Raw genomic sequence first — 22,938 nt, 5'->3', positions numbered from 1 at the left:
CCGCATATGACCGTGTCATCCCTGTCGACCGGGTCGCTCCCGGCACCCCTCTCGTTCGAGCCCTCCCTGTCGTCCCCGGCGTCCGGCGCCGTCGTCGACGCCGGGCCGCGTCCCGACCGGCCGCACGTCTCGGAGCTGCGCCTGTCCGCCTTCGCCGGGCACCGGCGGGCCGGCTTCCCACTGGGACCGCTGACGCTCTTCACCGGCCCCAGCGGGTGCGGGAAGTCGCGCGCCCTCCAGGCGTACGAGGCGCTCGCGCGGCTCGCCGGCGGGGCCGAACTGGGTGCGGCGTTCCCGGATCCGGCCGCCTGTGTGCCGCAGCGGGCCCGCCCCGACGCCCAGCGGCGGCGCGGCTTCCGGATCGGCTGCACGACCGACGGCCCCGAAGGACCCGTACGGCTCGACGTCGCCGTACAGGCGGAGCCCGTACCACGCATCGTGGGCGAGCGGCTGACCTCCGGTGGGCTCGTTCTGCTGGAGACGGCGCTGCGCGATCCGGGCCGACGCGTGGTGCAGGCGGCCTGGCACACGGCGGGCTCCGCGCCCGTGACCCGCGGCCCGCTCCCGGACGACCGCCTCGGCACCGCCCTGCTGCCCCTGCGGGTGGCCGGCAAGACGGACGGCCAGCGCCGGGTGCTGGCGGCCGCCGAGCAGATGGTCGTCGCGCTGCGCTCGGTCTTCGCCTGCGACCCGCGACCGCACCGGATGCGCGCCCCGGCGCCGCTGGGCACGGGACGGCTGCTGCCGGGCTGCGCCAACCTCGCCGATGTGCTGTGGCGCACGCGGTCGGAGTGCGGACGGCGGCACGCGCTGCTGGTCGAGGCGGTGCGCGCGGGATGCGCGGGCCCGGTCGAGGACATGCTGGCGGAACCGGCAGGCGACGGCACGGTACGCGCACTGCTCGACCGGGGCGACGGGTCCCGTACGCCACTGGCGCTGCTGGGCGACGGCGAGTTGCGGTACGCGGCTCTGGCGCTCGTCCTGCTCACCGGTCCCGGCGTCCTGGAGGTCGACCCGGCCGGCGAGGTGCCGCAGGCGCTCCAGACGCTGACGGTGCTGGCCGACGGCCTCGACCGCTGCATGGATCCCCGGCAGGCGCGGGAGCTGGTGCGGCTGGCGGCGCGGATGTGCGAGCGGGGGCACATCCGGCTGGTGGGCGCGGTGAGTGATACGTCCTGGGCGGCGGGGGCGGAAGGGGTCACGGTGGTAGACCTGAGCGCGTGAAGGAACTGGACGTAGCCCATCTGCAGCGCCGGCTGGCGGACTTCGCGGCCGCCCGCGACTGGCAGCCGTACCACACCCCCAAGAACCTGGCGACCGCGCTCAGCGTGGAGGCGTCCGAACTCGTGGAGATCTTCCAGTGGTTGACCCCGCAGGAGTCGGAACGGGTGATGGACGACCCGGACACGGCCCACCGCGTCACCGACGAGGTCGCGGACGTGCTGGCGTATCTGCTCCAGCTGTGCGAGGTGCTGGACATCGACGCGCTCGCGGCCCTGGACGCGAAGATCGACCGCAACGAGAAGCGGTTTCCGGTGCCGGGGACCGACTGAGGGCGACGAGCGGGGTCCTGCTCGCCCGTTCGTCACTCTCCGGAGTCATCGAGTTGTCCCCAGCCGATTTGTTGTCCACAGATTTCGGGCTACCTCTGGCTTTTCGTCCCGATGGCATTCACTCTGGGTAGTGGACAACGGAGTTCGGGCGGGCGCGTGGAGAGCGCGTCGACACAGAGCGGGGGCAGCGCATGGACGTGGTGCGGCTCATCGTGGCGAGCAGGCGCGCCCTGGCGGGGAGCGACGCGGCGCCGCAGATCATGACAGAGGCGTGGCAGGCGTACGCCCTGGCGCAGGCGATAGGCAGCCGCCTCGCGGTGTCGGGCCCGCCCGAACTGCGGGGCGAGGCCCTGGGATTGACGGAGCTGGCGGGCCGGGGCTGCGGCGTCCTCGACACGCCGTCGCTGGACGTCGCCGACTTGCGCGCCGCGCAGCTCACCGAGCTGGGGGACGCCCGTGAGGCCCTCCTCGACCTCGGCGACCTCCTCGCCGAGGTCGGCATGGCCCTCGTCGCCCTCGCCAGCGCGGCGGACGGCGAGGGGACGTACTGGCAGTGCATGGAGGCCATCGACGCGGCGGACGAGTCCAGGGACCGCGTACGGGAGATGCTGCGCAGACTGGCGGCGAGAGACGGGGCTCTCCCTCAGCCGTGACCGCGGCCGCTCCCCTCGGCGGCAACCGGCCGGCGGCAACCCTCGGCGGCAACCGGTCGGCGACCAGCTGTCGGCACCTACCGGTCGAGCTGGGGCATGACCTCGGCGGCGATCAGCTCCAGCTGATCCAGGTCGTCGAGGTCCAGCATCTGCAGGTACATGCGCTGCGACCCGACAGCCTGGTACTGGGAGATCTTCTCGACGACTTCCGCGGGAGAGCCGGCGAGACCGTTCGCCTTCAGCTCGTCGACATCACGCCCGATGACGTCCGCCCGGCGCTTCACCTCGACGTCGTTCCTCCCGACACAGGCCACGAGCGCGTTGGAGTACACCAGGTCGTCGCCCCTGCGGCCGGCCTCCTCGGCGGCGGCACGCACCCGGTTGAACTGCTGCTCGGTATCAGCGAGGGACGCGAAGGGAATGTTGAACTCGTCCGCGTACCGGGCCGCCAGCGCGGGGGTCCGCTTCGCGCCGTGGCCGCCGATGAGCACCGGAACCTTCCCCTGGGCCGGCTTCGGCAGCGCGGGGGAGTCCTTGAGCTGGTAGTACGTCCCGTCGAAGGAGAACCGCTCGCCGACGGGCGTCGACCACAGCCCGGTGACGATGGCGAGCTGCTCCTCCAGCCGGCCGAACTTCTCCTTCGGGAACGGGATCCCGTACGCCTCGTGCTCGGCCTCGTACCAGCCGGAACCGAGGCCGAGCTCCACCCGCCCACCGGACATCAGGTCGACCTGGGCGACCTGGATCGCGAGGACGCCGGGGAGCCGGAAGGTACCGGCGGTCATCAGCGTGCCGAGCCGGATGCGGCGCGTCTCGCGGGCGAGACCGGCAAGCGTGATCCACGCGTCGGTGGGGCCGGGAAGCCCGTCGACGGATCCCATGTGCAAGTAATGATCAGAGCGGAAGAAAGCGTCGTAATTGAGGTCTTCGGCGGCCTGTGCGACGCGGAGGAGCGTCTCGTAGGTAGCGCCTTGCTGCGGTTCTGTGAAGACTCGAAGATCCATGTATCCATCATGCACCGCTCGCCTCAGGCGCCCCGCCCTGAACCGCGTAGGCACCGGCAACCGGACGCACGGCGGGCGGCGGCGTGTCGCAGGTACGTCCCAGCCCTCCGCGTCCGGGGAAAATCCCTGGTCGGGGGCGAGCCGACCGCCCATACTCGGTCATGTGTTCCTGACGATCAGTGCCACCGGTACCCCAGAGCGCCCCGCCACCGACCTCGGTTTCCTGCTGCACAAGCATCCCGACAAATCGCAGGCGTTCTCCACCTCGTACGGCACGGCGCACGTTCTCTACCCCGAGGCGAGCGTCGAGCGGTGCACGGCCGCGCTGCTGCTGGAGGTGGATGCGGTGGCGCTGGTCCGGCGCGGCAAGGGCAAGGGCCGGGGCGGCGCCCCCGACGCCGCGCTCGCGCAGTACGTCAACGACCGCCCGTACGCGGCCTCCTCGCTGCTCGCCGTGGCGCTGAGCAGCGTGTTCTCCAGCGCGATGAAGGGCACCTGCGCGGCGAGGCCCGACCTGCCGGCCCGGCCGCTGCCGCTGCGCATCGAGGTGCCCGCGCTGCCCGCCCGCGGCGGCCCGGACATCGTGCGCGCGCTGTTCGAGCCGCTCGGCTGGACGGTGACGGCTCGGCCCGTGGCGCTGGACGCCGCGTTCCCGGAGTGGGGCGACTCGCGGTACGTGGGCCTGGTCCTGGAGTCGGCGGAGCTGACCCTGGCCGAGGCCCTGCGCCACCTCTATGTCCTGCTCCCGGTGCTCGACGACGCCAAGCACTACTGGGTCGCCTCGGACGAGGTCGACAAGCTGCTGCGGGCCGGTGAGGGCTGGCTGCCGGACCACCCGGAGCACAAACTCATCACCAGCCGGTACCTCGCGCGCCGCTGGTCGCTCACCCGGCAGGCGATGGACCGCCTCGAACTCGTCCGTCTGGCCGAGGCCGACGACAGCGAGGTCGAGGAGATCGACAACGCGGTCGACGAGTCGACGGACACCGAGGAGAAGCCGGTGCCGCTCGCCGTGCGGCGGCGGGACGCGATCATCGCGGCGCTCCAGGCGTCCGGTGCCGCACGGGTGCTCGACCTCGGCTGTGGACAGGGCCAGTTGGTGCAGGCGCTGCTCAAGGACGTGCGGTTCACCGAGATCGTCGGCGTCGACGTGTCCGTGCGCGCGCTGACCATTGCCGCGCGCCGCCTCAAGCTGGACCGGCTGGGGGAGCGGCAGGCATCCCGGGTCACCCTCTTCCAGGGCTCGCTCGCGTACACCGACAGCCGCCTCAAGGGGTACGACGCCGCCGTGCTCAGCGAGGTGATCGAGCACCTCGACCTGCCGCGGCTGCCCGCCCTGGAGTACGCGGTGTTCGGCTCGGCCCGCCCCAGGACCGTGCTCGTGACCACGCCGAACGTCGAGTACAACGTCCGCTGGGAGACCCTCCCGGCGGGCCACTCCCGGCACGGCGACCACCGCTTCGAGTGGACCCGTGAGGAGTTTCGCGCCTGGGCCCGCCGGGTCGCCGAACGGCACGGCTACGACGTGGAGTTCACGCCCGTCGGGCCCGACGACCCCGAGGTGGGTCCGCCGACCCAGATGGCCGTGTTCTCCATGACCTCGGCGCACTCGAACACGCCGACCACCGCGAAGGAGGAGAAGGCCGCATGACGAACGGGACTCAGATGAAGGCGCGCACTCTCGCGGTGACCGACCTCTCTCTCGTGGTGCTGATCGGCGCCTCCGGCTCGGGCAAGTCCACCTTCGCCCGCAAGCACTTCACGCCCACCGAGATCATCTCCAGCGACTTCTGCCGGGGTCTGGTCGCCGACGACGAGAACGACCAGAGCGCCAGCCGCGACGCCTTCGACGTCCTGCACTACATCGCGGGCAAGCGTCTCGCGGCGGGCCGCCGTACGGTCGTCGACGCGACGAGCGTGCAGCAGGAGAGCCGCAGCCAGCTGATCGAACTGGCCAGGAAGCACGACGTGCTGCCCATCGCGATCGTGCTCGACGTGCCCGAGGAGGTGTGCGCGGAACGCAACGCGGCGCGCACCGACCGGGCGGACATGCCGCGCCGGGTCATTCAGCGGCACACGCGTGAACTCCGCCGTTCCCTGCGGCACCTGGAGCGCGAGGGCTTCAGGAAGGTGCACGTCCTGCGGGGTGTGGAGGAGATCGAGAACGCCTCGGTGGTCACCGAGAAGCGCTTCAACGACCTCACCCACCTCACTGGCCCCTTCGACATCATCGGCGACATCCACGGCTGTGCCGCCGAACTGGAGTCGCTGCTCGGCAAGCTGGGTTACGCCGACGGCGTGCACCCCGAGGGCCGTACGGCCGTGTTCGTCGGCGACCTCGTCGACCGCGGCCCGGACAGCCCCGGCGTCCTGCGCCGCGTGATGTCCATGGTCGGCTCGGGCAACGCGCTGTGCGTGCCCGGCAACCACGAGAACAAGTACGGCCGTCACCTCAAGGGCCGCAAGGTCCAGCACACGCACGGCCTGGCCGAGACGGTCGAGCAGATGGAAGGCGAGAGCGAGGAGTTCCGTACCCAGGTGCGGGAGTTCATCGACGGCCTGGTCAGCCACTACGTCCTCGACGGCGGCCGGCTCGTCGTCTGCCACGCCGGGCTGCCCGAGAAGTACCACGGCCGTACCTCCGGCCGGGTGCGGTCGCACGCGCTGTACGGCGACACGACCGGGGAGACCGACGAGTTCGGTCTGCCGGTGCGCTATCCGTGGGCCGAGGACTACCGGGGCCGGGCGGCGGTCGTCTACGGGCACACGCCCGTTCCCCAGGCCACCTGGCTGAACAACACGATCTGCCTGGACACCGGCGCCGTCTTCGGCGGCAAGCTCACCGCGCTGCGCTGGCCGGAACGCGAGCTGGTCGACGTACCGGCGGAGCGGGTCTGGTACGAGCCGGCCAAGCCGCTGGCCACCGAGGCGCCCGGCGGGCACGAGGGCCGTCCGCTCGACCTGGCGGACGTGCGCGGCCGCAGGGTCGTCGAGACCCGGCACGCGGGCCGGGTGTCGGTGCGCGAGGAGAACGCGGCGGCCGCCCTGGAGGTCATGAGCCGCTTCGCGGTGGACCCGCGTCTGCTGCCGTACCTGCCGCCGACCATGGCACCGACCGCGACCTCGCACCGGGACGGTTACCTGGAGCACCCGGCCGAGGCCTTCGCGCAGTACCGGCAGGACGGGGTCGCGCGGGTCGTGTGCGAGGAGAAGCACATGGGGTCGCGGGCGGTGGCGCTGGTGTGCCGGAACGCGGAGGCGGCACGCGAGCGCTTCGGGACCGACGGGCCCACCGGGTCGCTGTACACGCGCACCGGGCGCCCCTTCTTCGACGACGCGGACAGGACCGAGGAGATCCTCGGCCGGGTGCGGGAGGCCGTCGGCGCGGCGGGTCTGTGGGAGGAGCTGGAGACCGACTGGGTTCTGCTGGACGCCGAGCTGATGCCGTGGTCGCTGAAGGCGTCCGGGCTGCTCCGTACGCAGTACGCGGCGGTCGGCGCCGCGTCCGGGGCGGTGTTCCCGGGGGCGCTGGCCGCGCTCGAGGGGGCGGCGGCGCGCGGTGTCGACGTCGGGGAGCTGCTGGCCAGGCAGCGCGAACGGGCCGCGGACGCGGCCGCGTTCACGGACGCGTACCGGCGGTACTGCTGGGCGACGGACGGGCTGGAGGGTGTGCGCCTCGCGCCGTTCCAGATCCTTGCCGTCCAGGGCCGCAGTCTCGCCGCCGTGCCGCACGAGGAGCAGCTCGCGCTGCTCGACCGGCTCGTCGAGCACGACGCGAGCGGGCTGCTGGGGACCACCCGACGGCTCTTCGTCGACACGGGCGACCCGGAGTCGGTGCAGGCCGGCGTCGACTGGTGGCTGGAGATGACCGGGCGCGGTGGTGAGGGCATGGTCGTCAAGCCGGCGGGCGCGGTGGTACGCGGTGAGCAGGGGCGGCTGGTGCAGCCCGGCATCAAGTGCCGGGGGCGGGAGTACCTGCGGATCATCTACGGTCCGGAGTACACGCGGCCCGAGAACCTCGCACGGCTGCGCGGGCGGTTCCTGAACCACAAGCGGTCGCTGGCGATCCGGGAGTACGCGCTGGGCCTGGAGGCCCTGGACCGGCTGGCGGAGGGCGAGCCGCTGTGGCGCGTGCACGAGGCGGTGTTCGGGGTGCTGGCACTGGAGTCGGAGCCGGTGGACCCACGCCTGTGAACGAACGGGCGCTGTAGGGGGCCGGGATGCCCCGGCCCCCTACAGCGCCCAGCGCCTGCGGCCTCCGGCCCGCGGGCGCCTGCGGCCCCCGGCCTCTCGGCGCCTGTGGCCTTCGGCTCGGGCGTCTGCGGCCCGCGGGTGTTTGTGGGCTGTGGTGTCTCGGTGCCTGTGGCCCGCGTCCGCACGCCTGCGGCCTCCGGCGCCTCGGGCCCGTGGCTCGCGGCCCTGGGTGTTTGCGGTCCGTGGGCCCTCGGTCCCTGCGGCGCCGGGTGCTGTGGCTTCTGGGGCCTCGGGCCTGTGGCTTGTGGCCCCGGGTGCCTGCGGTCCGCGGGTGTCTGCGGCCCCGGCCCCTCGGTGCCTGTTGGCGTCCTCGGTCCCTCGGTGTCTGCGGCCCACGGCCCCCGCGCCTCACCCCACCAACCGCAGCCTGACCGCCGCCACCCCGAGTCGCACCGTCTGCCCCCACGTCAGTTCCAGCGCGTCACCCTCCATGCCGTCCCCGAAGGCGATGAGCCGGTCCGACTCGACGGTCACCGACAGCCGGGCGGACGCGGTGAGTTCACCGGCAACCAGCGACGTGCCGGTGGCCGGCGACGGCCACGCCTCGCGGACGAACCACACCAGGCGGTCCTCGACGGGCGCCGGCAACGGCAGTCCTTCGCCCCGCTCCTGCCACACCGAGCGGATCCATCCCGTCGCCCCGGTCCCGGTACCGATGAGCACCCCCGATGACGCCTGGGGCTCGACGGCACCCCCGTACTCGTCGAGCCCCAGGCGGTAGCGGGCCGTCTGATGACCCGCCGCTCCCAGATAGATCTCGTTCAGCGCGAGCAGCCGCTGGGTGTCGTCCGCGACCGCCTCGACCATCGTCAGCTCGTCGGCGTGACCGCTGCGCGCCGACGCGAGCAGCGCCGCCGCGTCACCGGGCCGGTGCCGCACCAGCACCCCGGGGTTGCGTCCCGGGTCCGCGTCGATCCCCACCACCGGCTGTCCGGCGAGGTACTTGGCCACGTTCGCCACCAGCCCGTCCTGCCCGACCACGACCACCACGTCCTCCGGGGCGAACAGGAACCGGTCCAGGTCCCGTCGCTCCACCCGGGCCTGACGCCACGTCAGCGGCACCGCCGCCACCACCTCGGCCCACGCCCGGCGGGCCCGCCGGTGCCGCTCGGCCACCTCGTCGACGCTCCGCCCGCGCGAGGCCAGGAAGAAGGCGGCCTGACCGGGTGTGCCGTGCCGGGCCACCAACTCCTCGTACTCCGTGGTGCGATGGACCAGCACGACCCTCGGCGCGAGACTCACGCCGGTTCTCCCGAGGGCCCGCCCGCGGCCGCGCCGAGCCGGGACAGCAGTCCTGTCACCACGTCCGGCGACACGGTCACGCTATCGATCCGCGGCAGATTCTCCGCGAGCCGCGTCCCCGTCAGGGCGTGCAGCGTCGCCACGTCCACCTCCGCGTGCACGTGCAGCCACGCCGCCTGTGCGCGCGCCCGCGCCTCCCCGACCTCGCGCGCGGCCTGCGCCTCGGCCTTGGCCAGCCGCACGGTGCGGGCGGCCTCCGCCTCCGCGCGCACGGCGTCCGCCGCCGCGTGCTCCTCCGCCTCGCGGCGGGCGTTCGTGCCCCGCTGGTCGACCAACTGCTCCTCGCGGCGGGCGAGTTCGATCTGGCTGGCCAGCTCGTTCTCCGCGATCGCACGCTCGCGCTCCACCGCCACGGCACGGCGCTCGTACGTCGCCCGGTCCGCCTCCTGCTGGATCTGCTCACGGGCCGGGGTGCGCAGCGCCCGCTCCACCTCGGGCTCGGGACGCAGCGCCACGACGCGGACGGCGACCACCTCGATGCCGGTCGCGGGCAGCCGAGGCTCGGCCGCGAGCCCGGCGGCGACCCGGTCCCGTACCGCCGCGACCCCGTCGACCAGCGCCGCCGACAGCGGCGTACGGGCCAGGACGTCCAGCGCGTGCTGCTGTGCCGTCTCGGTCAGCAGCGTCGCCAGCTGCTCCAGCGGTGCGCCGCGCCACACGCCCGTGTCGGGGTCGACGGAGAAGTCGAGCCGCGCGGCGGCGACGCCAGGATCGCTGATCCGGTAGGTCACGGTCGCCTGCACCGCCACGTCCTGGAAGTCGGACGTACGGGCGTGGAACGTCATGGCCAGCTCGCGGTCGTCCACCGGGATCTCGGAGAGCGCGGCGGTCAGGGAGCGGTACCAGAAGCTGAGCCCGGGCCCGTCGTGCACCAGCCGTCCCGCCCGCTGGTGCCGGACATGGGCGGTCGGTGCGCCGCGCAGATGGCGCCAGCCGAAGCGCCGGGTGATGTCGGCCATGTGTGGTGGACCCCCTCCGTATTTTCGTCACTACGACGATAATCGTTCATGCCGGTTATCGTCAAGGGGACGAAATCAAGTGCTGCGGGTCCTCACAACCGACGGGTGAACACGCGCCCGAATGGTCAGGATGGAGGCATGGGACTGCATGTCGACTCCGAAGCCGGGCGGCTGCGCCGCGTCATCCTGCACCGGCCTGATCTCGAGCTCAAAAGGCTCACCCCCAGCAACAAGGACGCCCTCCTCTTCGACGACGTGCTGTGGGTGCGCCGGGCCCGCGCGGAGCACGACGGGTTCGCGGACGTGCTGCGCGACCGCGGTGTCGCCGTCCACCTCTTCGGCGACCTGCTCACCGAGGCGCTGGACATCCCGGCCGCCAGGACGCTCGTGCTGGACCGGGTCTTCGACGAGAAGGAGTACGGGCCGCTCGCCACCGACCATCTGCGGGCCGCCTTCGAGACCCTGCCCGCCCCGGACCTGGCCGCCGCGCTGGTCGGCGGCATGACCAAGCGGGAGTTCCTGGAGGCGCACCCCGAGCCCGTCTCCGTGCGCTTCCATGTGATGGACCTCGACGACTTCCTGCTCGGTCCGCTGCCCAACCACCTCTTCACCCGGGACACCTCCGCCTGGATCTACGACGGGGTCTCCATCAACGCCATGCGCTGGCCCGCGCGGCAGCGTGAAACCGTGCACTTCGAGGCGATCTACCGGCACCACCCGCTCTTCCGGGACGAGGCCTTCCATGTCTGGTCCGAAGGGCAGGCGGACTACCCCTGCACCATCGAGGGCGGGGACGTCCTCGTCATCGGCAACGGCGCCGTGCTCATCGGCATGAGCGAGCGGACGACGCCGCAGGCCGTCGAGATGCTCGCGCACAAGCTGTTCGCGGCCGGGTCCGCGCGCACCATCGTGGCGCTCGACATGCCCAAGCGGCGGGCGTTCATGCACCTGGACACCGTGATGACGATGGTCGACGGCGACACCTTCACCCAGTACGCGGGGCTCGGCATGCTCCGCTCGTACACCATCGAGCCGGGCGTCGGGGAGAAGGAGCTGAAGGTCACCGACCACCCGCCGGAGCACATGCACCGCGCGATCGCCGCCGCGCTCGGGCTCGGTGAGATCCGCGTCCTGACCGCCACGCAGGACGTGCACGCGGCCGAGCGCGAACAGTGGGACGACGGCTGCAACGTCCTCGCGGTCGAGCCGGGCGTCGTGGTCGCGTACGAGCGCAACTCGACCACCAACACGCATCTGCGCAAGCAGGGCATCGAGGTGATAGAGATCCCGGGCAGCGAACTGGGGCGGGGGCGCGGCGGGCCGCGCTGTATGAGCTGTCCGGTGGAGCGGGACGCCGTGCCCGGGTAGCGCCGCCGGCCGGGGCGGCCCGAAAGCCCGTCCGCATAGAAATGTGGGATGTCGTATAGACTTCCACGCGTCTTCGTCCTCGTCCCCCTGTTAACCCTGGAGCGCCCCCATGGCGACAGTCCCGACCGCCCTCGCCGGCCGCCATTTCCTCAAGGAGCTGGATTTCACCGCGGAGGAGTTCCGCGGGCTGCTCGAGCTGGCCGCCGAGCTGAAGGCCGCCAAGAAGGCCCGGACGGAGACGCTGTATCTGCGGGGCCGCAACATCGCGCTCGTGTTCGAGAAGACGTCGACGCGTACGCGCTGCGCGTTCGAGGTGGCCGCGGCCGACCAGGGTGCCTCCACGACGTACCTCGACCCGGCGGGCTCGCAGATCGGGCACAAGGAGTCGGTCAAGGACACGGCACGCGTACTCGGTCGCATGTTCGACGGCATCGAGTATCGCGGCCACGGCCAGGGCGTCGTCGAGGAGCTCGCCGCGCACGCCGGAGTCCCTGTCTACAACGGCCTCACCGACGAGTGGCACCCCACCCAGATGCTCGCCGACGCGCTCACCATGACCGAGCACAGCGACAAGCCGCTGACCGAGATCGCCTACGCCTACCTCGGCGACGCCCGCTACAACATGGGCAACTCCTACCTCGTCACGGGCGCCCTGCTCGGCATGGACGTCCGGATCGTCGCGCCCCGGCTGCTGTGGCCCGACGAGACGATCGTCGAGGTGGCTCAGCAGCTCGCCGTCGCGTCCGGCGCCCGCATCACGCTCACCGAGGACGTGAAGGAGGGCGTGCGCGGCGCGGACTTCGTCGCCACCGACGTCTGGGTGTCGATGGGGGAGCCCAAGGAGGTCTGGGACGAGCGCATAGGGCTGCTCGGCCCCTACGCCGTGACGATGGACGTGCTGCGCGCCACCGGCAACGACGACGTGAAGTTCCTGCACTGCCTGCCGGCCTTCCACGACCTCGGCACCGACATCGGCCGTGAGATCCACGCGCGGCACGGGCTGACCTCCCTCGAAGTCACCGACGAGGTCTTCGAGTCCGCGCACTCGGTCGTCTTCGACGAGGCGGAGAACCGGATGCACACCATCAAGGCGGTCCTGGTCGCCACCCTCGCCTGAGCCACGGCCGCACCTGTCGTGCGACGCCTGTCACCTCGGGCACCTCGCGGGACCTGATTCCCGTACGATCCTCGGCGGGCCCGGAGCCATCCCTTCCGCGGCCCGTCGCGCGACTTTCCCCCAAGCTCCCGGCTCCGCCCGGGCGGGGGCACCCCTCTGGTCGCACCCGCACCACCGGAAAGAGCACCACCGCGCCATGCCCGCACTTCGCATCAAGTCCCCCGAGCTGCTCGTCGCCGAATCCGGCGCCGACCTCGAAGGCCATGGCCTCAAGCGCACCATGGGCCTCTTCCAGCTCATCTGCTTCGGCGTCGGCGCCATCGTCGGCACCGGCATCTTCGTCGGCCTGTCCGACTCGGTCGCCCAGGCCGGCCCCGCCGTCGTGGTCTCCTTCGTTCTCGCCGCGATCACCTGCGTCTTCACCGCCTTCGCCTTCGCGGAGCTGGGCGGCGCGATCCCGGTCTCCGGGTCCTCGTACTCCTTCGCCTACGCGGGCCTCGGCGAGCGCACGGCCTTTCTCGTCGGCTGGTGTCTGCTGCTCGAGTACGGCGTGTCCGTCTCGGCCGTGGCGGTCGGCTGGAGTCAGTACGTCAACGAACTCCTGGACAGTCTCACCGGCCTGGAGCTGCCCGCCGCGCTGTCCGCGGGCCCCGGCGACGGCGGAGTGATCAATCTCCCCGCCGTCGTCGTGATCGCCCTCGCCTCGGTCCTCCTGGTGCGTGGTGTGCGCGAGAGCGCCCGGGCCACCGCCGCCATGGCCGTGCTGAAGCTCGCCATCCTGGTCGTCTTCTGCGCCATCGGGTTCAGCGCCTTCAAGGACGGCAACCTCACCCCGTTCTCGCCCGCCGGTCTCGGCGGCATCGGCGCGGGCACCACCGCCGCGTTCTTCTCGTACATCGGCTTCGACGCGATCACCACGGCCGGCGAGGAGGCCAGGAACCCGCGCCGCGACATCCCGATCGCGATCCTCGTCTGCCTCGGCCTGGCCACCCTCCTGTACTGCGCGGTGGCACTCGCCGCGATCGGTGCCATCGGCGGCGACCAGGTCGGCGGTCGGCCCGCCGCGCTGTCGTACGTCGTCAACGAGGTCACCGGCTCCACGGCCGGCGGCGCGGTCATCGCCTTCGGCGCGGTCGTCGCCATCGCCTCGGTGGTGCTCGCGGTGATGTACGGCCAGACCCGCATCCTGATGTCCATGGCCCGCGACGGACTCGTGCCCCGCGTCTTCGAGCGGGTCTCGCCGAAGACCTCGACGCCGGTCACCGGCACGCTGCTCGTCGCGCTCGTCTTCGCGGTCCCGGCGGCCTTCGCGTCGCTCGACGCGGTGGTCAACCTGTGCACCATCGGCACGCTCGCGATCATGGCCGTGGTCAATGTCACGGTGATCGCGCTCAGGCGCCGCGAGCCGGGCCTCACCCGCAGCTTCCGGGTGCCGCTCTACCCCGTGATACCGGTGCTCGGCGTCGGCTTCTGCCTCTATCTGATGTACGAGACGGGCTGGACGACCTGGATCCAGTTCGCCGCCTTCCTGGCGGCGGGCTGCCTGGTGTACGCGCTCTACGGGCGTCGCAACTCCCGGCTGGCGAAGTCGGCGGCCGCTACGCGAACCGACGCTGAGGCGGTATCACAGGCAGTCTGAACCACACCGCCTTGCCCGAGCCCGTGGGGCGATGGCCGCAGGCGGAGCTGAGGGCGCGGATCAGCAGGAGGCCGCGCCCGTGTTCCTGCCAGGGGTCGGGCTCCTCGCGGGGGCCGGGGACCGTGAGGTTGCCCGGCGGGGCCGGGTCGGGGTCGTGCACCTCGACCTGGCAGCCGGTCGGCAGCAGCTCGACCACCAGCTCGATCGGGCCCTCGCCCGCGGTGTGTTCCACGGCATTGGCCACCAGCTCGGCGGTGAGCAGCTCCGCGGTGTCGCTGTCGGCCGAGTGCTTCAGCTCGGCCAGCGCCGAGCGGACCAGGGCGCGGGCGACGGGCACGGCCGCGGCGGTGTGCGGCAGCGCGACGCGCCAGGAGGCCGGCGGGGTGGGGGGCTCGTGCAAGGTCGGTCCGTTCATGGAGCAGGCTGTCCTGCTTTCAACATCAGGAATGGTACGGCGCACCCGGACAGAGGTGCTCGCCGGGCCCGCAGCGGAACCTTCGCCCCGCCACCGACGGCGTACCCACGCGAACGACCCGCCGCGCCCGGCTGTGCCCGCCGTTACCGGGCTATCGAGAAGCCGTGACTCGGTGACGGCGTCCGGCACGCCGGGACACAGCTATCGCGCGGTCGTGACGACAGTCACAAATCAGTGATAACTTCGAGGAGAGTCCGGCACCGACAGCCGCCCCCGCCCGAGGAGGCCGCACGTCATGAGTCCCTTCACCGGTTCCGCCGCCCGCACCCCCGACTGGAAACACCTCGGGGTCGAGATCGCGGACGGGGTCGCCACCGTCACCCTGGCCCGCCCCGAGAAGCTCAACGCGCTCACCTTCGGCGCCTACGCCGATCTGCGCGACCTGCTCGCCGAGCTGTCCCGCGAGAAGTCCGTACGTGCCCTGGTGCTGGCCGGTGAGGGGCGCGGCTTCTGCTCCGGCGGCGACGTCGACGAGATCATCGGCGCGACCCTGGCCATGGATACCGCCCAGCTCCTCGACTTCAACCGGATGACCGGCCAGGTGGTGCGGGCGGTGCGCGAGTGCCCGTTCCCGGTGATCGCGGCCGTGCACGGGGTGGCCGCGGGAGCCGGGGCCGTGCTCGCCCTGGCCGCCGACTTCCGGGTGGCCGACCCCTCCGCGCGCTTCGCCTTCCTCTTCACCCGCGTCGGACTGTCCGGCGGCGACATGGGCGCCGCCTATCTGCTGCCCCGGGTCGTCGGACTCGGCCACGCCACCCGGCTCCTCATGCTCGGCGAACCGGTCCGCGCGCCCGAGGCCGAACGCATCGGGCTGATCAGCGAGCTGACCGACGAGGGCCACGCCGACGACGCCGCCCGGACCCTGGCCCGCCGGCTCGCCGAGGGCCCCGCGCTCGCGTACGCCCAGACGAAGGCCCTGCTCACCGCCGAGCTGGACATGCCGCTCGCCGCCTCCGTCGAACTCGACGCCGCGACCCAGGCGCTGCTGATGAACGGCGCGGACTACGCCGAGTTCCACGCGGCCTTCACCGAGAAGCGGCCGCCGAAGTGGCAGGGGCGATAGCCATGCGGGTCGCGGTCGTCGGAGGCGGCCCCGGGGGCCTGTACGCGGCAGCGCTGCTGAAGCGTCTCGACCCGTCCCGCGAGGTCACCGTCTGGGAGCGCAACGCGCCCGACGACACCTTCGGCTTCGGTGTCGTCCTCTCCGACGAGACCCTCGGCGGCATCGAACACGCGGACCCGGTGGTGTACGCGGCCCTCAGGGACGAGTTCGTGCGCTGGGACGACATCGACATCGTGCACCGCGGCGTACGCCACACCTCCGGCGGCCACGGCTTCGCCGCGCTCGGCAGGCAGCGGCTCCTCGGGATCCTGCACGAGCGGTGCCGCTCGCTCGGTGTGGAGCTGCGCTTCGGTACCGAGGCGCCGTACCCCGCGTGGCTCACGGAGACGTACGACCTCGTCATCGCCGCGGACGGGGTGCACAGCAGCACCCGCGAGGCGTATGCGGAGGCCTTCCGGCCCTCCGTCGAGACGCACCGCTGCCGCTACATCTGGCTCGCCGCCGACTTCGCCTTCGACGCGTTCCGCTTCGAGATCGCCGAGACCGAGCACGGCGTGCTCCAGCTGCACGGCTATCCCTATGCGGCCGACGCCTCCACCGTCATCGTCGAGATGCGCGAAGAGGTGTGGCAGGCGGCCGGGTTCGCCGAGCTGGACGAGCGGGAGTCCGTCGAGCGGTGCGCCAAGATCTTCGCGGACGCGCTGGGCGGACGATCCCTCCGGTCCAACAAGTCGGCCTGGACCCACTTCCGCACGGTCGTCAACGAACGCTGGTCGCACGGCAATCTGGTCCTCCTCGGCGATGCCGCGCACACCGCCCACTTCTCCATCGGCTCCGGCACGAAGCTCGCCGTCGAGGACGCGCTGGCGCTGGCGGCCTGCCTGGAGGAACAGCCGGGGCTGCCCGAGGCCCTGGCCGCGTACGAGCAGGAGCGGCGGCCCGTCGTCGCCTCCACCCAGCGCGCGGCCCGGGCCAGCCTGGAGTGGTTCGAGAACATCGGGCTGTACCTCGGCCGGCCCTCCCGGCAGTTCGCCTTCAACCTGCTCACCCGCAGCCGCCGTGTCACCCACGACAACCTGCGGCTGCGCGACGCCCACTTCACCGAGGCCGTGGAGCGCGAGTTCGGCTGCCCGTCCGGCACCCCGCCGATGTTCACCCCGTTCCGGCTGCGCGGACTGACCCTGCGCAACCGGGTCGTGGTGTCACCGATGGACATGTACGCGGCGGTGGACGGTGTCCCCGGCGACTTCCACCTGGTCCACCTGGGCGCGCGGGCCCTCGGCGGGGCCGGCCTGGTGATGACCGAGATGGTGTGTGTCAGCCGCGAGGGCCGGATCACACCGGGCTGCGCCGGGATCTACACCGGACGGCAGGCCGAGGCATGGCGGCGGATCACCGACTTCGTGCACACCCGGGCGCCGGGCGTCGGGATCGGCGTGCAGCTCGGCCACTCCGGACGCAAGGGAAGCACCAAGCTGATGTGGGAGGGCATCGACGAGCCGCTGGAGGAGGGCAACTGGCCGCTGGTGGCCGCCTCTCCGCTGCCGTACAAGCCGGGGAGCCAGACGCCCCGCGCGTTGTCCCGTGCTCAGCTCACCGACATCCGGGAGCAGTTCACGGACGCCGCCTGGCGGGCCGCCCGCAGCGGCTTCGACCTCCTCGAACTCCATTGCGCCCACGGTTACCTGCTCTCCGGCTTCCTCTCCCCGCTGACCAACCACCGCACCGACGCGTACGGCGGAAGCCTCGCGCGCAGACTCCGCTTCCCGCTCGAGGTCTTCGACGCCGTACGCTCCGTCTGGCCGGAGGAGCGGCCCATGACGGTCCGCATATCGGCGACCGACTGGGCCGAGGGCGGCACCACGGCCGAGGACGCCGTCGAGATCGCCCGCGCCTTCGCCGCGCACGGCGCCGACGCGATCGACGTGTCGACCGGGCAGGTGGTCGCCGACGAACAGCCCGCGTACGGGCGCTCGTACCAGACGCCGTACGCGGACCGGATCCGCGGCGAGGCCGGCGTCCCGGTCATCGCCGTCGGCGCGATCTCCTCCTGGGACGACGTCAACTCGCTGATCCTCGCCGGGCGTACGGATCTGTGCGCGCTCGCCCGGCCGCACCTCTACGACCCGCACTGGACCCTGCACGCGGCGGCCGAGCAGGGCTACACGGGGCCGGGTGTCGTCTGGCCCGCGCCCTACCGGGCAGGCAGCCGGCGCCCGCAGTCCGGCCGCACGGACGCCCCCAAGCCCCGGCTGACACTGGGGACCTGAGGGCGTCGAACGGGCTCGGGCTCCTACGACAGGTCTGCCATCCCGGCGGTCAGGGTCGCGCCGTCCGCCGGGTCGACCAGCAGGAAGGCGCCCGTGCGGCGCACCCGGGCGTAGTCGTCCAGGGCCAGGGGCTCGGCCGTGCGGAGGGCGATCCTGCCGAGGTCGTTCGCGGTCAGCTCGGTCGCGCCGGCCAGGTCCTTGACCAGTGCCTTCACCGTCCGCGTCGTGTGCTTGACCAGCACCCGGTCGCCGATGCGCAGCGGGCGGTCGGCCAGATGGCAGACGGCCGCCCGGACGTCCCGCGTGAGCTCGGGAGCGTCGGGGCCGGCGGTGATCATGTCGCCCCGCGCTATGTCCCGCTGTCCGGCCAGGCGCAGGGTCAGCGACTGCGGCGCGTACGCCGCCCGCGCCGTTGTGCCGAGCACGTCGATGCCGGTGATCTCGGAGGTCTCGCCGGACGGGTGGACGGTCACCCGGTCGCCGACCCGCAGTGAGCCCGACACCAACTGGCCCGCGTAGTGGCGGACCCCGTCGTGCCGGATCACGTACTGCACCGGGAAGCGGGCCGGGGCGCCGGCCGACTCGGCGCCGACCGGGACCGTCTCCAGGAGGTCGAGGAGCGCCGGGCCCGCGTACCAGTCCATGTGCGCCGAGCGCTCGACCACGTTGTCGCCGCACAGCGCGGACACCGGGACGGGAGTGAAGCCGGGCAGGTCCAGCTCCGCCGCGTGGCCCGCGAAGTCCTCGACGATCCGGTCGAACTCCTTCTCCTCGTACCCGACGAGATCCATCTTGTTCACCGCGAGCACGATGTGCGGGACGCGCAGCAGCGCGGCGACGGCGGCGTGCCGGCGGGTCTGCTCGATGACGCCGTTGCGGGCGTCCACCAGGATGACGGCCAGGTCGGCGGTGGAGGCGCCGGTGACCATGTTGCGGGTGTACTGAACATGGCCGGGGGTGTCGGCGAGGATGAACCGGCGGCGCGCGGTCGCGAAGTAGCGGTACGCCACGTCGATGGTGATGCCCTGCTCGCGTTCGGCGCGCAGGCCGTCGGTGAGGAGGGCCAGGTCGGGAGCGTCCTGGCCGCGGCTGCGCGACACCTGCTCCACGGCCTCCAGCTGGTCCGCGAGGACCGACTTGGAGTCGTGCAGCAGACGCCCGACCAGCGTGGACTTGCCGTCGTCGACGGAACCGGCGGTCGCGAAGCGCAGGGTGTCGGTGGTGGCGGTGGTGGTGCTGGTCATGGCTAGAAGTACCCCTCGCGCTTGCGGTCTTCCATCGCGGCCTCGGACATCTTGTCGTCGGCGCGGGTGGCGCCGCGTTCGGTGAGCCGGGAGGCGGCGATCTCGGTGATCACGGCGTCCAGCGTGGTGGCGTCGGAGTCGACGGCGCCGGTGCAGGACATGTCGCCGACGGTGCGGTAGCGGACCCGGCGCTTCTCGACAGTCTCGCCGTCCTTGGGGCCGCCCCAGTCACCGGCGGTCAGCCACATGTGGGACCGCTGGAAGACCTCGCGTTCGTGGGCGAAGTAGATCTCGGGGAGTTCGATGTGTTCGCGGGCGATGTACTGCCATACGTCCAGCTCGGTCCAGTTGGAGAGCGGGAAGACGCGGACGTGTTCGCCGGGGGCGTGGCGGCCGTTGTAGAGGTTCCACAGTTCGGGGCGCTGGCGGCGGGGGTCCCACTGGGAGAACTCGTCGCGCAGGGAGAAGACGCGTTCTTTGGCGCGGGCCTTTTCCTCGTCGCGTCGGCCGCCGCCGAAGACGGCGTCGAAGCGGTGCTGCTGGATGGCTTCGGTCAGGGGCACGGTCTGCAGGGGGTTGCGGGTGCCGTCGGGGCGTTCGCGCAGTACACCGCGGTCGATGTAGTCCTGTACGGAGGCCACATGCAGGCGCAGTCCGTGTGCGGCGACCACACGGTCGCGGTATGCGAGGACCTCGGGGAAGTTGTGTCCGGTGTCCACGTGCAGCAGGGTGAAGGGGATCGCCGCGGGTGCGAAGGCCTTCAGTGCCAGGTGCAGCATGACGATGGAGTCCTTGCCGCCGGAGAACAGGATCACCGGCCGTTCGAACTCGCCCGCCACCTCGCGGAAGATGTGGACGGCCTCCGACTCCAGCGCGTCCAGATGCGAGAGCGCGTACGGGCTGTCGGTCTCCTGGGAAGCGGTGGCCGCGGTCGTCATACGAGACCCCTCGCCGCCAGGACCGCGTACACGGCCCCCGCCGACTCCTCGGGCGTCTGCCCCTGCGTCTCCAGGGTGAGCGCCGGGTCCACGGGCGGCTCGTACGGGTCGTCGACACCGGTCAGACCCTTCAGCCGGCCCGCGGCCTGCCTGGCGTACAGCCCTTTCACGTCCCGTTCGCTGCACACCTCGACCGGGGTGGCGACATGCACCTCGAGGTACGGCGTCCCACTCGCCTCGTGCCGTTTGCGGACCGCCTCGCGGCTGTCGGCGTACGGCGCGATGACCGGGACGACGGCGAGGACGCCGTTGCGCGCCAGCACCTCGGCGACCAGGCCGATGCGCTGCGCATTGGTGTGGCGGTCCGCGCGCGAGAAGCCGAGCCCCGCGGAGAGGAAACGGCGGATCTCGTCGCCGTCGAGCACCTCCACGCGGTGCCCCTGCGACCTCAGCCGCCCGGCGAGTATGCGGCCGATGGTGGTCTTGCCCGCGCTCGGCAGCCCGGCGAGCCAGACCGTGGCTCCCTGCGCCCTGGACGTGGTGGTCATGCGTGCGGTCCTTTCGCGGCGCCGCCCGGGCGCCGTTGTCCGTGGCGGCCGGGGCGTGTGGCGAGTTCGGTGAAGAGCGCTTCCCAGCGCGGGTGGACGGCGTCCGGGCCGTAGGAGGCGGCCGTCAGGACCGCCGCCACGCCCATCTCGGCGCGCAGCCCCTCGTCCTTCATCAGCTTCGCCATGGCGTCGGCGAGCGCGTCGGGGTCCTCCGGCGGCACGAGCAGACCGTCGACTCCGTGGGTGAGCACGTCCGACGGGCCGGTCGGGCAGTCGAAGCCGACCACCGGCAGGGAGTGGCTCATCGCCTCGATCATCACCATCGGCAGGCCCTCGAAGCGTGAACTGAGCACGTAGAAGGAGGCCTTGGCGAGTTCGTCGTCCAGCCGGTCGGTGTGGCCCATCAGGAACACGTGGTTGTAGAGGTGGTGCTCCTCGATGAGGGCACGCAGCTCGGCCTTCTTCTCGCCGCTGCCGTAGATCCTCAGCTGCCAGTCGGGGTACGCCTCGACGAGCTTCGCCCACGCGGGGATCAGCAGGTCGAAGCCCTTCTGCGGGAAGAGCCGCCCGGCCGCCACCGCGATCTTCGACCGGGGGCGGGCGGGCACCTGGTCGAGCGAGTGCACGGCGTTGGGGATGCGGACGACGCGGGTGCCGGGCAGCAGTGCCTCGTACTCCTCGCGGTCGCGTTCGGTCAGCACGGCGACCGTGTCGAAGCGCGGGTAGGTCTCCCGGATGCGCTGCTGCACGTCCCGCTTGTGGGTGCCGTGGTTCATGTGCTCCTGCGCGACGCGGATCACGCCGCGGCTGGCGTGCTCGGCGGCCAGGAAGTTGAGCGCGGGCCGGGTGGTGACGAGGACGCCGTCGGTCAGCGTCCGCAGGTAGGCGATGAGGCGTTCCTCGACGTACCGGTTGAAGTAGCGGTAGCCGAACTCGCCCGCGGGGATGTGCCGTGCGGGCCGGTCCAGCAGCCGGCCGCGGCGCCGGTCGCGCCAGCGGGCCACCGGACCGGCCGGCGGGACGTGGGCGTCCTCGCGCAGGTCGACGACGGTGGAGACCTTCACGCGCGCGTCGAGCGGGAACTGGATGTCGTCCCGGCGGCGCACCGCGCTCACCAGCTCGACGTCCCAGCCCGCGGCGACCAGGGAGTTGGCCTGGTTCATCACCGTGCGGATGGTGCCGCCGCGGCCATAGGCGTGCAGCAGCAGATAGCGGACCCGAGGGAGCGGCGGACGGTCCGTCACGAGGCGGCTCCCGTACGGCACTCCAGTGACAGGTTGTCCTTGACCGTGTAGTACGGCCGCACGCTCAGGTCCTGGGTGAGCTGCCGGGGGAACACCATGATCTTCTTCTTGCCGCAGATGTCGTCCAGCCGCCGGCCGGCCCGCAACTCGGCCGCGCCGTCGGTGAGATGGATGTCCCACTCCTCGACTCCGGCACCGTCGGGGACGGCGAGGTCGGCGATGGGCAGCTCGCTCTCGAACCGGTCGCCCTCGACGCGGGCCCGGTAGTCCAGCCGCTGTTCGGCGCGGGCCCGGCGGGTGACCAGAAGCCGCCAGGAGCCGTCGGCCGGGCGGCCGTGGATGCGGCCGACCAGCCGGATGTATCCGTCGCGCGGCCAGACCTCCGCTATTTCGGCGTGCGGCTTCACGAGCTGTAGCCCCACGCCTTGCACATGGGCCGCAGGAGCTCGGGTATCTCGTCCTCGGCGGGCAGCGAGCGCCCGGCCTGTACGCTGCCGCTGCGGATCTTGTCGCGCCAGTCGCCGAGTCCCTTGACGACCTGCGAGTCGTCCTTCCGGCCGTACTCCAGCATGGTGGGCTCGAAGTCGATGCCGAGGAAGACGCACAGCCGGCGCAGCTCCCGCTCGGGGCCGGCGGTGATGTCCTCGTAGCGCACCGTGTGACCGCCGGTGATGCCCTTGCGCGCGTTGTCCACGGCCTTCATGTAGCGCAGCGCGTCGGCCGCGGCCTCGTCGTAGGTGCGCTTGTCGGGGTCGCCCTCGTGCCAGGACTGGGCGATGGAGACGGGGTGGCGCAGCAGGAACACGAAGCGCGCGTCGGGCCAGCAGTCCCTGATGCGCCGGTACACGAACGCGTTGCTGGGCGTCTTCTCGACGATGAAGTCCTTGCCGGACCTGACCAGTTCCCGGTGCAGGACCCGGTCCCACAGCAGATGCTCCAGGTCGCCGCGCTCCAGGTCCAGGGCGCTCATGGCGCGCTGCGACAGCTTGCTGCCGTAGTCGACCTCCAGGCGGCGGATGTGCAGCTCGTGCGGGGAGTGCAGCCGGGAGTGGGCGTTCAGGAGCATCCGCAGCAATGTCGAGCCGGAGCGCACGGGCGACATGATGAAGACCGGCCGCCGCAGCAGTCGGTCCGTCGAGAGGTCCTTGTCGGCGGGACATCGGTACACCGGCGTGGGCCGCCCGGCCGGTTTCGCCGCCGTGGCCGTCTTCTTCGGCTGCGGCGGGGCGTCGGCGGCGGCCCTACGCACCTGGAGGCCGGTAGTGGCGGTGAGCGCCCGGTTCAGATTGCGCATCAGACTCATGCGT

General features: G+C 72.1%; 20 protein-coding genes. 10 read left to right on the top strand and 10 right to left on the bottom strand.

Translation table 11 applies throughout. The features are described 5' to 3' along the window. The first annotated feature begins 6 nt into the window (after positions 1-6). The 3 genes from GTY58_RS12200 to GTY58_RS12190 all read left to right on the top strand — a co-directional run bounded on the left by GTY58_RS12200 (position 7) and on the right by GTY58_RS12190 (position 2,206). The gene (locus GTY58_RS12200; protein ID WP_010983766.1) at positions 7-1,224 is read left to right on the top strand and encodes a hypothetical protein; all 1,218 of its coding nucleotides are present in this window, start codon (positions 7-9) and stop codon (positions 1,222-1,224) included. Further along, complete coding sequence (locus tag GTY58_RS12195; protein WP_010983765.1) at positions 1,221-1,553, top strand: nucleotide pyrophosphohydrolase; 333 nt, start codon at positions 1,221-1,223, stop codon at positions 1,551-1,553. Before GTY58_RS12200 ends, GTY58_RS12195 begins: the two co-directional genes overlap by 4 nt. Positions 1,554-1,744: 191 nt before the next feature. After that, positions 1,745-2,206, top strand: coding sequence for a DUF6099 family protein (locus GTY58_RS12190; protein WP_010983764.1), 462 nt, complete (start codon positions 1,745-1,747; stop codon positions 2,204-2,206). Positions 2,207-2,283: 77 nt separating this feature from the next. On the opposite strand, the gene GTY58_RS12185 is transcribed toward GTY58_RS12190, so the two are convergent. Next, positions 2,284-3,210: an LLM class F420-dependent oxidoreductase gene (locus tag GTY58_RS12185; RefSeq protein WP_010983763.1), complete on the bottom strand. Its 927-nt coding sequence runs from the start codon at positions 3,208-3,210 to the stop codon at positions 2,284-2,286. A 163-nt stretch (positions 3,211-3,373) separates the two neighbouring features. Between GTY58_RS12185 and GTY58_RS12180 the strand changes: the two genes are divergently transcribed. Next, positions 3,374-4,861 carry a 3' terminal RNA ribose 2'-O-methyltransferase Hen1 gene (locus tag GTY58_RS12180; RefSeq protein WP_010983762.1) on the top strand — a complete coding sequence of 496 codons (1,488 nt, stop codon included), beginning with the start codon at positions 3,374-3,376 and terminating at the stop codon, positions 4,859-4,861. A gap of 14 nt (positions 4,862-4,875) precedes the next feature. Then, complete coding sequence (locus GTY58_RS12175; RefSeq protein ID WP_107083195.1) at positions 4,876-7,404, top strand: polynucleotide kinase-phosphatase; 2,529 nt, start codon at positions 4,876-4,878, stop codon at positions 7,402-7,404. Positions 7,405-7,812: 408 nt separating this feature from the next. Here GTY58_RS12175 and GTY58_RS12170 read toward each other — a convergent pair whose 3' ends face one another. Further along, positions 7,813-8,706 (bottom strand): inorganic polyphosphate/ATP-NAD kinase, encoded by an 894-nt coding sequence (locus tag GTY58_RS12170; protein ID WP_010983760.1) that lies wholly within the window; start codon positions 8,704-8,706, stop codon positions 7,813-7,815. Further along, positions 8,703-9,725 (bottom strand): SPFH domain-containing protein, encoded by a 1,023-nt coding sequence (locus GTY58_RS12165; RefSeq protein ID WP_010983759.1) that lies wholly within the window; start codon positions 9,723-9,725, stop codon positions 8,703-8,705. The genes GTY58_RS12170 and GTY58_RS12165 overlap by 4 nt, the downstream gene beginning before the upstream one ends. 138 nt (positions 9,726-9,863) lie before the next feature. Between GTY58_RS12165 and GTY58_RS12160 the strand changes: the two genes are divergently transcribed. From GTY58_RS12160 to GTY58_RS12150, 3 genes are all read left to right on the top strand, one after another. Next, positions 9,864-11,093: an arginine deiminase gene (locus tag GTY58_RS12160; RefSeq protein WP_010983758.1), complete on the top strand. Its 1,230-nt coding sequence runs from the start codon at positions 9,864-9,866 to the stop codon at positions 11,091-11,093. Positions 11,094-11,202: 109 nt separating this feature from the next. Next, positions 11,203-12,210: an ornithine carbamoyltransferase gene (gene argF / locus GTY58_RS12155; RefSeq protein WP_010983757.1), complete on the top strand. Its 1,008-nt coding sequence runs from the start codon at positions 11,203-11,205 to the stop codon at positions 12,208-12,210. Positions 12,211-12,406: 196 nt separating this feature from the next. Then, a complete protein-coding gene (locus GTY58_RS12150) occupies positions 12,407-13,849 on the top strand; it encodes an amino acid permease (protein WP_010983756.1) in 1,443 nt (480 codons plus the stop codon). On the opposite strand, the gene GTY58_RS12145 is transcribed toward GTY58_RS12150, so the two are convergent. Beyond that, positions 13,809-14,264 carry an ATP-binding protein gene (locus GTY58_RS12145; RefSeq protein ID WP_037652223.1) on the bottom strand — a complete coding sequence of 152 codons (456 nt, stop codon included), beginning with the start codon at positions 14,262-14,264 and terminating at the stop codon, positions 13,809-13,811. The two genes, GTY58_RS12150 and GTY58_RS12145, sit on opposite strands and share 41 nt — an antisense overlap. Positions 14,265-14,559: 295 nt before the next feature. On the opposite strand from GTY58_RS12145, the gene GTY58_RS12140 reads away from it, so the two are divergent. Both GTY58_RS12140 and GTY58_RS12135 read left to right on the top strand, forming a co-directional pair. Then, positions 14,560-15,387 (top strand): enoyl-CoA hydratase family protein, encoded by an 828-nt coding sequence (locus GTY58_RS12140; RefSeq protein ID WP_010983754.1) that lies wholly within the window; start codon positions 14,560-14,562, stop codon positions 15,385-15,387. Between the two features lie 2 nt (positions 15,388-15,389). Beyond that, positions 15,390-17,657, top strand: a complete 2,268-nt coding sequence (locus GTY58_RS12135; protein WP_010983753.1) for a bifunctional salicylyl-CoA 5-hydroxylase/oxidoreductase — start codon at positions 15,390-15,392, stop codon at positions 17,655-17,657. 23 nt (positions 17,658-17,680) lie between these two features. Here the strand turns inward: GTY58_RS12135 and GTY58_RS12130 are convergent, their stop codons facing one another. Genes GTY58_RS12130 through GTY58_RS12105 form a run of 6 tightly spaced genes read right to left on the bottom strand, consistent with a single transcriptional unit; the run spans position 17,681 to position 22,934 of the window. Further along, positions 17,681-18,901: a GTP-binding protein gene (locus tag GTY58_RS12130; RefSeq protein WP_010983752.1), complete on the bottom strand. Its 1,221-nt coding sequence runs from the start codon at positions 18,899-18,901 to the stop codon at positions 17,681-17,683. A 2-nt stretch (positions 18,902-18,903) separates the two neighbouring features. After that, on the bottom strand, positions 18,904-19,839 hold the full coding sequence (gene cysD, locus GTY58_RS12125; RefSeq protein ID WP_010983571.1) for a sulfate adenylyltransferase subunit CysD: 936 nt from the start codon (positions 19,837-19,839) through the stop codon (positions 18,904-18,906). Next, positions 19,836-20,387 carry an adenylyl-sulfate kinase gene (gene cysC / locus GTY58_RS12120; protein ID WP_010983751.1) on the bottom strand — a complete coding sequence of 184 codons (552 nt, stop codon included), beginning with the start codon at positions 20,385-20,387 and terminating at the stop codon, positions 19,836-19,838. Before cysC ends, cysD begins: the two co-directional genes overlap by 4 nt. Then, complete coding sequence (locus tag GTY58_RS12115) at positions 20,384-21,631, bottom strand: glycosyltransferase family 4 protein (protein ID WP_037653025.1); 1,248 nt, start codon at positions 21,629-21,631, stop codon at positions 20,384-20,386. Before GTY58_RS12115 ends, cysC begins: the two co-directional genes overlap by 4 nt. Next, entirely contained in the window at positions 21,628-22,053 is a 426-nt protein-coding gene (locus GTY58_RS12110) for a hypothetical protein (RefSeq protein WP_107083173.1), read from the bottom strand. Before GTY58_RS12110 ends, GTY58_RS12115 begins: the two co-directional genes overlap by 4 nt. After that, positions 22,035-22,934 (bottom strand): sulfotransferase, encoded by a 900-nt coding sequence (locus GTY58_RS12105; protein WP_010983748.1) that lies wholly within the window; start codon positions 22,932-22,934, stop codon positions 22,035-22,037. The genes GTY58_RS12110 and GTY58_RS12105 overlap by 19 nt, the downstream gene beginning before the upstream one ends. Between the last annotated feature and the right edge of the window lie 4 nt (positions 22,935-22,938).

The organism is Streptomyces sp. SID5469 (assembly GCF_009862865.1).
Classification (GTDB): Bacteria; Actinomycetota; Actinomycetes; order Streptomycetales; family Streptomycetaceae; genus Streptomyces; species Streptomyces avermitilis.
Note: the sequence above shows the minus strand (reverse complement) of the source record. Positions and strands in the feature narration are given on the sequence as shown.